The sequence below is a fragment of the Mesorhizobium sp. M0037 genome (assembly GCF_040323635.1).
In the GTDB taxonomy this organism is placed as follows: Bacteria; Pseudomonadota; Alphaproteobacteria; order Rhizobiales; family Rhizobiaceae; genus Mesorhizobium.
In genome coordinates this window covers 93716-106783 of sequence record NZ_JAMYVB010000016.1, presented here as the reverse complement: position 1 = coordinate 106783, position 13068 = coordinate 93716, and the positions used below count along the sequence as shown (strand labels likewise).

Here is a 13068-nt window from a genome sequence, read left to right as displayed (position 1 = left end):
GTTCAGAGGTTCAGTTGGCGCCGGCAACGACGTTGCCCTGATAATCGAGCGCCACGGTCGTGGTCTTGCCATCCTTGGTGGCCTGACCGCGCCAGATGCCCTGGTCGTCTTTGGTTAGCTTGGACACGCCGGAGAAGCCGGCATCCTGAATGCGGCTCTTGGCCTGATCCTCGGTGAAGCTGTTGGCACCCGGGACCGGGGCGGCCGGATTGGTGGTGTCGGTCGTGCTCACGGCAGGGGTGGTGGAGCTGGTGGTCGACGATGCATTGTCGGCGGAAGCGATCTTCTCGACCATTTCCTGATGCATTTTGAGCGTCGGCAAGGTCTCGGAGGCGAAGGTCTTCAACTGCGCGTTGTCGCCGTCCTTGGCATAGCTCTCGAACAGCGTGACCGCCTCCGAATGCGCATCGCGCTGCATCTGGAAATAGGGCTTGTCGACGGCATCGTTGGCATTCTGCAGAGCCTCCAGATCGGCCTTGTGCTTGGCGTCCAACTCCGTCGGCACTTTCAGCTTCTGTTCGCCGGCGATGGTCGCAAGCTTGGCGTTGGCGGCGCCGTGATCGTCGATCATCTTCTTGGCGAAATCCTTAACGCCTTGATCCTGGGCCTTGCCTTCTGCGATCTTGCTGGAATCCACTTCGAACAGGCCGCCGATGGCAGCCTTGTCGACAAAGTCCTGAGCACTGTCGGCGGCAAAGGCGGGCAGGGCGAAGACCATGGCTGTGGCGGTGGCCAGCGAAGCTAGAAGAACACGTGTTTTCATGGACAGAGATCCTCGTTGGGGCACACATCGTGCTGTGAGCCTAACCAGTGCGGCCAAGCTTTGTTCCGCCGCCCAAGCGTTATAACCGGGAGGGTCGATGCCGCGATGATGGCCCCTCATCCTCGGATTTTGCGCCTTTGCGATGTCGACGCGTGGCTCGGACGGCGACCCGCTCGATGGGCGCCTTGCAAGTCCATCGCAAAGGGAAACGAGGCCTTCGCCGCCCGCAATGAATAGTGCCCGCGGTGGCCTATCGAGGTTCAGCGATCGTTGCGTTCGAGGCGGCGCGCAACCTCTGTCTGGGCGACCTGCAGCAGCGTGTCTATTTCGAACATCGCCGCCGCATGGCCGCCGTCGCGAATGACAAGGCGGGCGCGGTGTAGCAGATCGGAGACCGTCCGCAGCGTTTCAGCATGGCTCGATCGATTCGACAAATGCGTGCCCTCCATCAGCCACAACCGTTGGATCGGGAGAGTGTTCCCAAAGTTGGCGGCCGGCCGGGTGAATGACTGTGAGCGCAGGCAGCGGAACCATCCTTGTCCGTTGGCCGTTCCCCCTGCCTCAACGAAAGGAACAGCCATGGCCGACAACGACACCCCGAAGGGCACCGCGAAGGACACCCCCAAGGACACCCCGAAGATGTCCGCCCGAGAGGCCCAGGAGGCCCTGGAGAAGCAGGTCGCATCGCTGAAGCGCGAGATCAGCAAGATCAACCGGACGCTTGCCGACCGCGCAGAAGATGCCGTCGGCGAAGCCGGCGGCTGGTACGGCAGCGCGACCGAGCGCGCGGCACGGGCAACGCAGCAGCTGAGATCGCAGGCGCAGACGGTGTCCGAAGCCGTCCAGCAAAATCCCGGCACCATCAGCAGCGCTTTCGTGCTTGGCGGCATTGCCGGGTTGTTGATCGGCATGCTGCTCGGGCAAAGCCAGGAACGCGACCGAAGCTGGTTCTAGCGGCGTATCTTATGACTATTGCGCCCGCCGGCTTTGCTGGCGGGCTTTGTATGGACGCCAGATCACTGTGGCTTTGAGTGAAAAACTCCCCGCTCGGGTAAACGGGATTTGTGGTCGGCGCCGCCCGCGCGGCGCCCTCGACAGGTGAGTTGAGTTTCCCTGCCGCGGTCGTATGTTGTTGACCGTAGTGGAGGATCACAAATGCCCATTCGACGCAAAGCCACCGAGGCCGGCGTTTTGCAGCCATCCGAACTCGAGCTGTTGGGCCGTGTATTCGAGCAGCTTAAGCGCGACGGTCAGTCGCCCGAAGCACGCGACGCCATCGCATCCCGGATTATCGCGAACTATATGGCCGGCGTGGTCGACGAAGCCGAGCTCGTCAGTCTTTCGAGGCAACCGCTGGGCCGGTAGTGCGCTTTCCATTCCGGGTTCAGAAGAGTTTCAGGTCGACACATCAGAGGGATAAGGCAATGCCGACTGACCCACCGATAGAGCGACGGTCGCATATCCGTGATCTTGTTCTGAAGGAAGCGACAATCCGCGTTGGCGACGCCAGTATCAATTGTCTGGTTTGTAACCAGCACGCCCATGGCGCGGAGCTACGGGTGAAGGCCGATATCGCAATCCCCGACCGTTTCGTGCTTCACGTGCCGGTAGATCATACCAGCTATCGCGCCGTGGTGCGGTGGAGACGGAACGAGCGACTTGGGGTGCAGCTTGATTCGGGAAGGCAGGCCTAGATGGCGGTAGCGGGGACGGATCACCCAGCTGTTCAAGTGCAGGGTTGATGGGACAAGGCAGGGCTCGTTTGCGGCACGAACGCTTCCTTCCATGCTGCTTGCGATTTGCAATCAGTTGCGATAGCCTCTGACCGCTTGCATTGCAAGCGGTTGGTCCGTGGACCCACTAGGTGAAGGCGCTGCTTTTGGGCAAACTTATCTTGGGAATGAACGTTTCCATCGATGGCTATGTCGATGACCTTGCCGGAAATCTGGTCATGGGCGCACCAAGCCAGAAGCACTTCGAGTACTGGATCGAGACGATTCGCAACCATGCCGGCGCTGTGTATGGCCGCCGGATGTACGAGGTCATGCGCTATTGGGACGATGATCACGCGGAATGGGATGCTTCGCTTCGCCAGTTCGCGACACTCTGGCGCAAGCTGCCCAAATGGGTCGTTTCGCGCACACTTTCACGGGTCGGCCCGAACGCCACCCTCATCTCCGGCGATATTGAAGCGCAGATTCGCGAGATCGCGGCCCGCACGGAGGGTATCCTGAGCGTTTCCGGTCCGGAACTGGCCGGTCTTATGACCGGGCTGGGCCTGATTGAGGAATATCACCTGCACGTGAGGCCGTTCGTGCTCGGCAAGGGCAAGCCTTTCTTCCACGAGGCAAGGCCTCCGCTGCAACTGGTGTCGAGCACATTGATCGATGACGATACGGTGCATATGATCTATGTGCCGCGAGGCTGAACGATAAGGCGCTTCAGCGCCAACATGCGAACCAACACGTACGTTCGCAGTGGGCCTGGTCCCGGCCTTCGCACCGAGGTCTCACATGTCAGCTTGCGTGCTGGGTACCCAAGCAGCAGAGGGTCTGCTGTCGGCCGAAAATCTGCCGGTCAGCAATGCGCCCCATGCCGGTCAAAGAGGCCTTGCCGCCGTTCCTCCATAAGCAGACATTGCAGACCTACAAGGACATCGCTTTTACGCCCGAAGCGCCGCTTCGGTTGCTCCTTCAGTGACCTGGCGGCCCAAGGGCGTCGTCCACCACCGCCCGCCCTGGTCCGCAACTCACCGTTGCCAGCGGCTCTGCTCCTGGCCTTCCCGCGATGACCGAGCGGGTAGTGAAACATCATGGTCAAGCCTGAAAAGCAAGGTCCAACCTAGCCGCCTTTCCAGGCCTGCGTCATCATCGTCCAGCAGTTCAGGATCCTGCGTGCGCCAGCCGGATCCGTCGGGTCGGCCGGCCGCACAGTTTTTTTCATCCCGCTGGAACATTGGCGAAGGAATGCAGTTGGTGTCGCTGCAGATGCCGCCGCGCGGTGCCTGTGGGCGATTGGTGGCAACACCTGATCGGCCGCCGCTCCTTTACGAGGCGGCTTAGCGTGTGAGCCAATCCTGCAGCAAAGGCCTAGGGATTGGAACGACCAACAGGAGGCAGTCATGAAGCACCAGACACTCGATCAACTCCAGTCAGTCGCGGACATCAGTCCACTATCGCCGGCTCTGCTGGCTACAAGGACGCAACGGATAGAGCGGTGGGCGGAACTGCTCTATCGAAATCCGACGCGCTCCCTTGTGGCTCTCACCGGGACTGAGCATCTGCATCCCTCTGTCCGCGGAGAAGCGCGCGCGGTCGGATCGGCGATTAGTGTCGCCTTTGACGATCCACTGCTGCGTGCATCGGGCATGCAATCGGATACCTACGGGGAAGCCAGACGCTTCTTCGAACTCTCCGATTGGCAGTTGCATGAGATCGTCTGCAGTTGCCACACCGGCGCCACCATGCAGGCTGGCTGGGCCGCCGGGCGTGTCCGCAGGGTTCTCAATGGGAGCAAGATATTGGCTTGGCTGAGAAAAGGATTCATGCCGCACTGAGACACAGCGCTTGCGCCTGAAGAAGCATGCAGGCTCCAGCAGAGATTGCGTCGGCTCCGCGAAGGCATGGCTGACCTCAATGGAGTAGGGCGGCCGAGTTGCTTGCGACTTCAGAAATGACGTTCACCATTGCTTAGTGGACCTCGTCAGGGTGATCGGCAATTTCGTGAATAGCGAGTACCAGCGCCAGTTTCGACCAACCGGTCGGCAGCGCCCTCGTGACCAAGCGGGGTTACTTATCCTCGGTGCGTCACATGTGCGCTTCGTCAGCGGTATAGCCTGCCAATCCCTCCACAGCCGTTTTGACGCTGCGAAAAGCTCGAGGCGTGAGGGGGCAATTTAACCCAGGAATCCCGAAAACGGCACTTCCGCTTTCGGCCCCGAAATTGAAATTCGAGGCCCGCCCCATCACCCCGGAAAAATCGTAAACCCGCCATCCACCCGCAGCACCTGCCCGTTGATAAACCGCGCCCGCGGGCCAGCCAGAAACGCCACCGCCTCGGCGATCTCCTCCGGCTCGGCATAGCGGTTCAGCGACTTCTTGCTCGAGTCCATGCGCTCGGGATCGACCACGCGGGTCGCCTGGAAGCGTGCCGTCTTGGTGGCGCCTGGGCTGACCGCGTTGATGCGCACGCCGTCGTCGATCAGTTCCTTGGCGAGACAGCGCGTGTAATGCACGACCGCGGCCTTCAAGGTGGAGTAAACGACCTCGGGCGAGCAGCCGAGATGTGCCGCCGCGGAGGCGATGTTGATGACGGAGCCGCCGCCGCGCTGCTTCATCGGCGGCACGAAGGCTTGGCAGACCAGCATCGTGCCGATCAGATTGTTCTCGGTGAGCACGCGGATGTCGTCCAGTTCGATGTCGAGGGCGTTGTTCGGGTTCGGCTTGCCGCCCTTGGCGCCGATGTCGCCGCCGGCGCAATTGACCAGCACATGCACGTCACCGAGATCGGCCTCGATCTTGCGCTTCATCGCGGCCACCGCCTTCTGGTCGCCAATGTTGCCGGTCACCGACGTCACCTCCGTGCCGTGCCGCTTCAGGCGCTCGACCACTTCGCTCAGATTGGCGAACTCGCCATATTTGGCCGGCGCTTCCTCGTCCATGTCGTGGATCGCGACATTGGCGCCGAGTTCGGCCAGGCGCTCGGCCATCACGCGGCCGAGGCCACGGCCGGAGCCGGTTACGAAGGCGGTCAATCCATCGAGTTCACGTGCCGTCATCGGATATTCTCCATCAGTTTGCGCATGTTGGCGGCGCTGCGCCGGATCATGTCGAGCTCATAGGAAACCAGTGAGACGTCGGCTTCGCGCTCCCAAGGCGTGCGGTAGTCGGCATCGTCGGGCAGCCGGTTGCGCTGCGCGGCCGCCAGGCAGGCGGCAAATTCGCGTGCCGTCTTCTGCGGATAGCCGCGCCACCAGTCGTCGCTGAGATAGCGGACATGCCGGGCCTCCAAGGCGCCCGGTTCGAGAACGGCGGTCAGGCGATCGTGGTGCTGGCCAAGAATTGCGAACAGCTCGGCAAACGGTACCGCACCGTCGCCGATGGCGCAGCGGATCAGCCGGTAACCTTCGGTCGTGAACTGCACGCGATAATCCTTGAGGTGGACATGGCGGACATAGGGGGCGATCACCTTCGTAAAATCGAGCGGCGCTTCGCCGACCGGGAACGTGTTGCCGGTGTCGAAGGTGACGCCCACACTGTCACCACCGAGGGCGCAGAAATCGACGAGTTCCCGGCTGGTAAAGTCCTGGTGGTTTTCGATCGCAAGGACATACCCTTCGGCATTCGCGCGGGGACCCCATTCCACCAATCGCTCTCGAATGATGCCGACGTACTCGCTCCATTTTTCGCCGGCGGCGTTGCGGTCACCGCAGAGAACCGGCGTCAGCGCCGTCCGGATGATTTTGGCTTTGAGCAGGCGCGCGGCCCGAAACGCATCGTCGAGCGGCTCGCCCACCAGCAGGCCGCCGCTGACGACCGGCGCGATGCCAATACCGGCGAGCCGTTCGCGCAGCGCGATCACCGCGTCGTCGGAAAGCTCGGTCAGCCATGGCACCCAGATCTCCAGCACGCGCGCGCCGAGATCGGTCGCGAGCGCGATGAAACCATCGAGCCCCGCAGGTCTAGGATTGGCGCGTGGCGTGCCGCGGCCCTGGAGGCCGAGATGATAGGTCAGGCCGTAGGGGTTCAGGCCGACCTCGAGCATGAAGCGATCCTTTGAGTCAGGTGTGGTCATCTCAGGCCGGCATCCACGGTGATCGACTGCTTGGTGATCATGCGGCTGTCGTCGGCGGCGAGGAACAGCACCGTGCGCGCGATCTCCTCGCCGAGCAGAACCTTGCGGATCACCTGGCGCTGCACGACCTGGTCGACCGAACCTTGGGTCTTGTACCAAAGCTCCCGCTGCCGGTCGGTGATGACGGCGCCCGGCTCGATGGCGTTGACGCGGATGTTGTCGGGGCCAAACGCCCGCGCCAGCGCGAAGGTCAGCCCGACCACCGCAGCCTTGGCCGCCGCATAGGGCGCCATCTCTGACGCGCCGAAACGCCAGGCGATCGAGGAAAAATTGACGATCGAACCAAAGCCCAATTCCTGCATGTGCGGATGCACGGCCTGGGCGGCAAAGAAGTGGTGCCTGAGGTTCACATCCTGGGCGTGGTCCCAGTATTCCTGCGTCACGTCGGCGACGGAGAGGCGATTGTCGTCGGCGGCGTTGTTGACCAGCACCGCGACAGGCCCCAGGCGGTCGCGCACCGTGCCGATCGCGGCCTGCAGGGCAGAGATATCGGTCACGTCGCAGCGCAGGAACAGGGGCGGATGCGCTGCCGTGGCGGCGAGGTCGCGGGCAAGCTGCTCGCCGGCCTCCTGCTGCAGATCGAGAAACGCGACGCGCGCGCCATTGGCGCAGAAGGCGCGGACCGTGTCGGCGCCGATGCCCGACGCACCGCCGGTGATCAGCACGACACGCTCGGACAGGCTCGGATAGGTGGCGAAGGACAAGGCGGAACTCTTTTCAGATCAAGCTTCGGTCAGATCGGGTCAGATCAGATCAGGCGTTGGGTCGTCGGGTCGAACAGGCAGGCACGCGCCATGTCGATGCCGAGCGTCACCGTCTCGCCCATAAGCGGCGTGCCGTCGGGGTCGAAACGGCCGGTGATCTCCTTGCCGCCCAGGCGCAGGACGGCCATGGTCTCCGCGCCTGTCGGCTCGACCAGTTCGACCACTGCATCGATCTGCGCGATGCCCGGCTTGCGGCGCGCGAGGTCGGGATCGAAGCGGTAGATGTGCTCGGGACGGATGCCGAGCACAAGCTGTCGCGGCGTGTCGGATGGGAGCGCCTGGACGATCGGCAGGCTGGCCGTCTTGCCGTCGGCGGTCTGCAGGACGACAGTCGGGCGGCCGTCTTCCTGGTTCAGTTCCGCGGCCAAAAAATTCATCGCCGGCGACCCCATGAAGCCGGCGACGAACATGTTGGCCGGACGGTTGTAGATCGTGGCGGGATCGTCGAATTGCTGGACCTCGCCCTGATGCATCACGGCGATGCGCGACGCCAGCGTCATCGCCTCGACCTGGTCGTGGGTGACGTAGACGGTGGTCTTGCCGACGCGGTGATGCAGCTTCTTGATTTCGGTGCGCATGTCGACGCGCAGCTTGGCATCGAGATTGGAGAGCGGCTCGTCGAACAGGAACAGTTTGGGATCGCGAACCAGCGCCCGGCCCATGGCGACGCGCTGGCGCTGGCCGCCCGAGAGCTGTCCGGGCTTGCGGCCAAGCAACGGCTCGATCTGCAGGAAGGCAGCAACTCGACTGACGGCCTCGTCCTGCTGCGGCTTCGGGACGCGGCGGCTTTCCATGCCGAAGGTGATGTTCTCGCGCACCGTCATCGTCGGGTAGAGCGCGTAGGACTGGAACACCATGGCGATGTCGCGGTCCTTCGGCGGCACCGAATTGACCAGCCGCCCGTCGATGCGGATCTCGCCGGAGGTAACGGTTTCAAGCCCGGCGATCATCGCCAGCAGAGTGGACTTGCCGCAGCCGGAGGGTCCGACCAGCGCGATGAACTCGCCGTCCTGCGCCTCGAGATCGACGCCCTTCAGCACCTCGACCGCACCGTAGTTCTTGCGCAGCGATCGGATGGTCAATGTCGACATGCGATGCCCTTCACTTGATCGCGCCTCATTTGATGGCACCTTGCGTCAGGCCGCGCACAAAATACTTGCCGCCGAAGAGATAGATCAGCACCGGCGGCAGCGCGCCGATCAGCACGGCGGCGCTCATGACATCGTAGGCGCGCACATTGGTGCCGCTTGCCGTCAGCGCGACGAGCGCTGCCGTGATCGGCTGTTGCTGCCCGGAGGTGAAGACGACGCCGAACAGATATTCGTTCCAGATGCCGGTGAACTGCCAGATCACCGTGACGATCAGGATCGGTGAGGAGAGCGGCAGAATGATCTTGCGGAAGATGCGCCAGAAGCCGGCGCCGTCGATGCGCGCCGCCTTGATCAGGTCGTCGGGGATGCTGACGTAGTAGTTGCGGCAAAACAAAGTGGTGAACGAAATGCCCTGGATGACGTGGATGAGGACGAGCCCGTAGACCGAATTGCTGAGGCCGAGATTGCCGAGGATGAACGCCCACGGCATCAACGAAATCTGGCCCGGAATGAAGACGCCGAGCAGCATGCAGGTGAACAAAGCTTCCGAACCCCTGAAGCGCCATTTCGACAGGATGTAACCGTTCATCGCGCCGACCGCCGTCGAGATGATCGTGGCCGGGATCGTCATCTTCAGGGAGTTGTAGAAGTTGCGCTGCATGCCCTCGCAGGTGCCGCCGATGCAATAGGTGCTCCAGGCCTGGCCCCAGGCATCGAGGCGGAAGCTGCGCGGCAGCGAGATCAACCCGTTGCGCGCGATCTCCTGCTGGTCGCGGAATGAATTCAGCACCACCACCAGCAACGGGACCAGGTAGATCGCCGCGAAGACGACCAGCAGCCCATAGATGGCGAAGCGGGTGAGAAAATGCCGGCGCGACGCGACTGCGGCAGCGCGACGGTCGAGCGACTGGTCCAGGGAGACGTCAGCCATGGCCGGCTTCCTTGCGCCGGCGCCAGACCACCCAGAATGAATAGGGCACCAGCACCACGGCAACAGCGGCAAGCATCATGATGGCGGCGGCCGCACCTTCGCCGATCTGGCCGCGTTGGAACATCAGGTCATAGACGTAGATGGCGGGGAAGGTGGTCGAGATCCCCGGGCCGCCTTTGGTCAGGGCCGCCACGAGGTCGAAGGTCTTGATGGCGAACTGGATCTGGATGACGGCGACCGCCAGGAAGATCGGCGCAATGGTTGGCAGAAGCACCTTGCGATAGATGCGGAACGTCGATGCGCCGTCGATCTGCGCGGCCTTGACGAGGTCCTGATCCACCGAGCGCAGGCCGGCCAGGAACAGCGCCATGGCAAAGCCCGAGGCCTGCCAGACACCGGTGATGATCACCGCGTAGATCGCATAGTGCCGGTCGCTGGCGAGTGCGAAACTGAAGCTCGCCCAGCCGAAACCGCGCACCATGGCCTGGATGCCGTCGGTCGGATTGTAGAGCCAGCTCCAGACCGTGCCGGTGACGATGAAGGAGACGGCCAGCGGATAGAGGAAGATCGTGCGCCAGGCCGCTTCGCCGCGCACGCGCTGGTCGATCAGGATCGCCAGCAGCAGTCCCACCGCCATCGAGCCGACGATGTAGAAAGCGCTGAAGAAAAACAGGTTGTTGTAGGCGATGTTCCAGCGCCGGTTCGCCCACAGCGACGAGTAGTTGTCCAGGCCGACGAAGCCGTAGGTCGGCAGCAGCGAGGAGTTGGACAGCGAGATATAGAGCGTCCAGCCGGTGAACACGAAGACGTAGACGAAGCTCGCCACAAGAGAGGGGCCGAGCACCAGCAAGGGCATCGCGGAGCCCAGCCGCTCGCGCCAGGGGCGGGCGGGCGCCGGTACCGACAGGATCAGGTCGTGATTTGACATTCAGAGCACGGAGATTGGCAGAGCACAGGACTGGCGGAGCGCGGGACCGGGATGGCGGACGGCCGGGTGCGGATGGCGCCCGGCCATTCCCGTCTATTTCTGTGCTTCCGCCGCGTCGGCCATCGCATTGGCGCCATCCTCGGGCGACATGTCCGGCGTCGCCACGAACTCGGTAATCGAGTCCATGATCGCGCCGCGCATCTTCTGCGGGATTGTCATGTTGTGCGCCATCGAGCGGACCAGCGTGCCCTCCTTGATCGAAGCCTGCAGATCCTTCTGCGAGAGCTGCTGGCACGGATTGAAGCCCTTCGACAGATCGATATCCAGGCGTGCGGGGATCGAGCCCTTGGCCTGGTTGAAGACCGTCTGGAAGTCGGGCGACAGGATCAGGCTGGCCAGCAGCTTCTGGCCGTCGATGTAATCCTGGTCCTTCTGCTTGAAGAACACGACCGAGTCCGAGTTGAGGATGAAGCCGGGTTTGCCCCAATCGGTCGGCGCCTGGGCGCAGACATAGTCGGTGCCTTCCTTGAAGCCAGCGGCGGTCAAAAGGCCGATCGTCCAGTCGCCCATGATGTGGAACGCCGCGTCGCCCTTGCCGACGAGCGCCGACATCGAATCCCAGTCGCGGCCGACCATGCCCGGATCCATGTACTTGCTCGTCATCAGGCGCATCTGCGTGAAGGCCTTGACCATCCCCGGGCTGCGCATGGACTCGACATCGCCTTGGACGAAGGCCTTGCGGTAGAGATCGATGTCCTGGCCGTAGAGCACGACCTCGAACACCGTCGAATCCGTCCAGTCGGCGGTCGAATGCGAGATGCAGATCTTGCCTGTGGCGACGATCTTGTCGCAGGCCGCATTGAACTCGGCCCAGGTCTTCGGCATTTCCGCCACGCCGGCCGTCTGCATGACCTTGGGCGAGGCCCAGAGCCAGTTGATGCGGTGGATGTTCATGGGCGCGGCGACCCATTTGCCGGTCGGCTTCATCACCGGAAGCAATTCCGGCGCCACCACTTTCTCCCACCCTTCCGAGGCCGCCAACTCGTCGAGATCGGCGGTCATGCCGGTCTCGTTCCATTCGGCGATCTCAGGGCCCTTGAGCTGCACGGCAGGCGGGGCATTGCCGGCAATCACGTCGGCGCGCAGCTTGGCCAGCGTATTGGCGGTGTGGCCGGCGATCGAGGTCTGTTCCCATTTGCCGCCCTTGGCCGTGAACATCTCGCCGAGCTTGGCGATCGCCTGGGCGTCCGATCCGGTCGCCCATTGGTGCAAAAGGTTGGTCTTGGGCTCGGCGAAGGCTGTTCCGGCGAAAAATGTGCACGCAGCAGCGGCCGCAAGCGCGGTCATGACGGACTTCATCGTTTCACTCCCATATCGTGTTGCACGGTTCGTCTCGACCGCTTATGGCCGCGGTTTGAAGCCGCCGCCAGCGAGATGCGTCAATCTCGAGTTCTTTCCAAGATGACATATTGGAGCTATCAGTCAACGATGTTTATGTTGAGCCATGACAAAACCTTCGCTTAGAACCTGGCTGATCGACAGACCCTCCGCGTCGCCGGAGAGCATGATCGTGCGCTGCCTGAGCGAGCGCGGCGCACTCTCCGCGTTGCAGATCGCACGCGCCACCGGCCTGGCGCGCTCGACGGTGTCAACCGCGCTTAACGGCTTGAAAAAGTCTGGAATGGTGATCGAAGCCCCGACCAGCCGCGACGGCATCAGAGGCATCGGCAGGCCAGCCGCGGCGGTGACGCTCAATCCGACAGCGGGCACCTGCGTCGGCATTCACCTGGCTCTTCAGCAGATACGGCTCATCGTCGCCGATGTCTCGCATTCCGTCATTGCCGAACAAAATATTCCAATGGCGCTGGACTACCAGCCGCAACAGGCGGCCCAGGCGGTCAAATCGGCAATTGCCCAATCTTACAGGGAAAACGGTCTGCCGGTGGCGGGGCTCCTGGGGGTTGGTGTCTCCGTCTCCGGCCCTGTCAGCCGCGATGGAGTTGTGCTGCGCGCCAGCATGGTTCCAACATGGGCCGGCGTCAACATACGAGATGTGTTTGGACCCGTTCTGGAACAGCCGATCTTCGCCGACAACGAGAGCAACTGCGCGGCCATTGCCGAGCTGATGTGGGGTGCGGCCGTCGGCCAGGACGATTTCGTGCTGTTCAAGATCGATCTGGGTGTCGGCGGGGCCATTGTCCAGCATGGCCGGCTGGTGACGGGCGTCGCCGGCGGCGCCGGCGAATTCGGGCACATCAGCATCGATCCCGGCGGCGACCTTTGCCGATGCGGCAATCGCGGCTGCCTGGAGCTCTACGCGAGTTTTACCCGGCCGCTGGAACAGATTTCGCGTGTCGTTGGGCGGCAAGTCACCATGGACGATGTCATCGCCATGGCCGAGCAGGGCGACGTCAGGGCGTTGCGGATGATCGAGGATACCGCCGAGATCGCCGGCCGGGGTCTCGGCCTGATCGGCTCGGTGCTCAATCCGCCGCTCATCATCATCGGCGGCCACATGGCTTTGGCAGGGGACATTCTGTTGACGCCGCTGATCGCGTCCTATGAACGCCATACGCTGATCAAGTCCCGCGATGTCGCTCCCGCCCTGCGCACGCGCATCATCGTTGGCAAGCACACCGAGAACGATGCCTTGCTGGGCGCGGTCGGCCTCGTTTTGAGACACCAGACGAAGGAACTGTCGCTGGGGTGATCGTCAGGACCAGCCTGTGCTTGTTCAA

At 62.9% G+C, this 13068-nt stretch carries 15 protein-coding genes; 6 read left to right on the top strand and 9 right to left on the bottom strand.

Annotated features, from left to right (window positions below; genetic code table 11):
- Positions 1 to 10: 10 nt before the first annotated feature.
- Both NKJ78_RS22830 and NKJ78_RS22825 read right to left on the bottom strand, forming a co-directional pair.
- Complete coding sequence (locus tag NKJ78_RS22830) at positions 11 to 763, bottom strand: DUF4142 domain-containing protein (protein WP_352460739.1); 753 nt, start codon at positions 761 to 763, stop codon at positions 11 to 13.
- Between the two features lie 260 nt (positions 764 to 1023).
- Positions 1024 to 1344 (bottom strand): hypothetical protein, encoded by a 321-nt coding sequence (locus NKJ78_RS22825; RefSeq protein ID WP_352460738.1) that lies wholly within the window; start codon positions 1342 to 1344, stop codon positions 1024 to 1026.
- Between NKJ78_RS22825 and NKJ78_RS22820 the strand changes: the two genes are divergently transcribed.
- From NKJ78_RS22820 to NKJ78_RS22800, 5 genes are all read left to right on the top strand, one after another.
- Positions 1343 to 1717, top strand: coding sequence for a hypothetical protein (locus tag NKJ78_RS22820; RefSeq protein ID WP_352562642.1), 375 nt, complete (start codon positions 1343 to 1345; stop codon positions 1715 to 1717). The two genes, NKJ78_RS22825 and NKJ78_RS22820, sit on opposite strands and share 2 nt — an antisense overlap.
- A gap of 201 nt (positions 1718 to 1918) precedes the next feature.
- Positions 1919 to 2128: a hypothetical protein gene (locus tag NKJ78_RS22815; RefSeq protein ID WP_023671091.1), complete on the top strand. Its 210-nt coding sequence runs from the start codon at positions 1919 to 1921 to the stop codon at positions 2126 to 2128.
- Positions 2129 to 2187: 59 nt separating this feature from the next.
- Complete coding sequence (locus NKJ78_RS22810; RefSeq protein ID WP_081725353.1) at positions 2188 to 2457, top strand: PilZ domain-containing protein; 270 nt, start codon at positions 2188 to 2190, stop codon at positions 2455 to 2457.
- Between the two features lie 185 nt (positions 2458 to 2642).
- Positions 2643 to 3191, top strand: coding sequence for a dihydrofolate reductase family protein (locus NKJ78_RS22805; protein WP_023744134.1), 549 nt, complete (start codon positions 2643 to 2645; stop codon positions 3189 to 3191).
- A gap of 693 nt (positions 3192 to 3884) precedes the next feature.
- Positions 3885 to 4319: a hypothetical protein gene (locus NKJ78_RS22800; RefSeq protein ID WP_023671095.1), complete on the top strand. Its 435-nt coding sequence runs from the start codon at positions 3885 to 3887 to the stop codon at positions 4317 to 4319.
- Between the two features lie 408 nt (positions 4320 to 4727).
- Here the strand turns inward: NKJ78_RS22800 and NKJ78_RS22795 are convergent, their stop codons facing one another.
- The 7 genes from NKJ78_RS22795 to NKJ78_RS22765 form a co-directional block, all read right to left on the bottom strand.
- Complete coding sequence (locus NKJ78_RS22795) at positions 4728 to 5540, bottom strand: SDR family NAD(P)-dependent oxidoreductase (RefSeq protein WP_352461146.1); 813 nt, start codon at positions 5538 to 5540, stop codon at positions 4728 to 4730.
- Positions 5537 to 6526 carry a sugar phosphate isomerase/epimerase family protein gene (locus NKJ78_RS22790; protein WP_352562641.1) on the bottom strand — a complete coding sequence of 330 codons (990 nt, stop codon included), beginning with the start codon at positions 6524 to 6526 and terminating at the stop codon, positions 5537 to 5539. The genes NKJ78_RS22795 and NKJ78_RS22790 overlap by 4 nt, the downstream gene beginning before the upstream one ends.
- 26 nt (positions 6527 to 6552) lie before the next feature.
- Positions 6553 to 7320 (bottom strand): SDR family NAD(P)-dependent oxidoreductase, encoded by a 768-nt coding sequence (locus NKJ78_RS22785; protein WP_023737595.1) that lies wholly within the window; start codon positions 7318 to 7320, stop codon positions 6553 to 6555.
- A 44-nt stretch (positions 7321 to 7364) separates the two neighbouring features.
- Positions 7365 to 8471 carry an ABC transporter ATP-binding protein gene (locus NKJ78_RS22780; protein WP_352461144.1) on the bottom strand — a complete coding sequence of 369 codons (1107 nt, stop codon included), beginning with the start codon at positions 8469 to 8471 and terminating at the stop codon, positions 7365 to 7367.
- A gap of 25 nt (positions 8472 to 8496) precedes the next feature.
- Complete coding sequence (locus tag NKJ78_RS22775; RefSeq protein ID WP_352562640.1) at positions 8497 to 9402, bottom strand: carbohydrate ABC transporter permease; 906 nt, start codon at positions 9400 to 9402, stop codon at positions 8497 to 8499.
- Positions 9395 to 10330 (bottom strand): carbohydrate ABC transporter permease, encoded by a 936-nt coding sequence (locus NKJ78_RS22770; RefSeq protein WP_352461143.1) that lies wholly within the window; start codon positions 10328 to 10330, stop codon positions 9395 to 9397. The genes NKJ78_RS22775 and NKJ78_RS22770 overlap by 8 nt, the downstream gene beginning before the upstream one ends.
- Before the next feature lie 93 nt (positions 10331 to 10423).
- The gene (locus tag NKJ78_RS22765; RefSeq protein WP_023737597.1) at positions 10424 to 11689 is read right to left on the bottom strand and encodes an ABC transporter substrate-binding protein; all 1266 of its coding nucleotides are present in this window, start codon (positions 11687 to 11689) and stop codon (positions 10424 to 10426) included.
- Between the two features lie 145 nt (positions 11690 to 11834).
- Here NKJ78_RS22765 and NKJ78_RS22760 point away from each other — a divergent pair, with 145 nt between their 5' ends.
- Entirely contained in the window at positions 11835 to 13040 is a 1206-nt protein-coding gene (locus NKJ78_RS22760; RefSeq protein WP_023737598.1) for an ROK family transcriptional regulator, read from the top strand.
- Positions 13041 to 13068: the final 28 nt, after the last annotated feature.

Excerpts from the sequence above, each read along its gene's own strand:
- NKJ78_RS22760 (WP_023737598.1), top strand. The coding sequence starts at position 11,835 with ATGACAAAACCTTCGCTTAGAACCTGGCTGATCGACAGACCCTCCGCG.
- NKJ78_RS22775 (WP_352562640.1), bottom strand. The coding sequence starts at position 9,402 with ATGGCTGACGTCTCCCTGGACCAGTCGCTCGACCGTCGCGCTGCCGCA.
- NKJ78_RS22780 (WP_352461144.1), bottom strand. The coding sequence starts at position 8,471 with ATGTCGACATTGACCATCCGATCGCTGCGCAAGAACTACGGTGCGGTC.
- NKJ78_RS22815 (WP_023671091.1), top strand. The coding sequence starts at position 1,919 with ATGCCCATTCGACGCAAAGCCACCGAGGCCGGCGTTTTGCAGCCATCC.
- NKJ78_RS22810 (WP_081725353.1), top strand. The coding sequence starts at position 2,188 with ATGCCGACTGACCCACCGATAGAGCGACGGTCGCATATCCGTGATCTT.
- NKJ78_RS22830 (WP_352460739.1), bottom strand. The coding sequence starts at position 763 with ATGAAAACACGTGTTCTTCTAGCTTCGCTGGCCACCGCCACAGCCATG.
- NKJ78_RS22820 (WP_352562642.1), top strand. The coding sequence starts at position 1,343 with ATGGCCGACAACGACACCCCGAAGGGCACCGCGAAGGACACCCCCAAG.
- NKJ78_RS22770 (WP_352461143.1), bottom strand. The coding sequence starts at position 10,330 with ATGTCAAATCACGACCTGATCCTGTCGGTACCGGCGCCCGCCCGCCCC.
- NKJ78_RS22800 (WP_023671095.1), top strand. The coding sequence starts at position 3,885 with ATGAAGCACCAGACACTCGATCAACTCCAGTCAGTCGCGGACATCAGT.
- NKJ78_RS22790 (WP_352562641.1), bottom strand. The coding sequence starts at position 6,526 with ATGCTCGAGGTCGGCCTGAACCCCTACGGCCTGACCTATCATCTCGGC.
- NKJ78_RS22825 (WP_352460738.1), bottom strand. The coding sequence starts at position 1,344 with ATGGCTGTTCCTTTCGTTGAGGCAGGGGGAACGGCCAACGGACAAGGA.
- NKJ78_RS22795 (WP_352461146.1), bottom strand. The coding sequence starts at position 5,540 with ATGACGGCACGTGAACTCGATGGATTGACCGCCTTCGTAACCGGCTCC.
- NKJ78_RS22765 (WP_023737597.1), bottom strand. The coding sequence starts at position 11,689 with ATGAAGTCCGTCATGACCGCGCTTGCGGCCGCTGCTGCGTGCACATTT.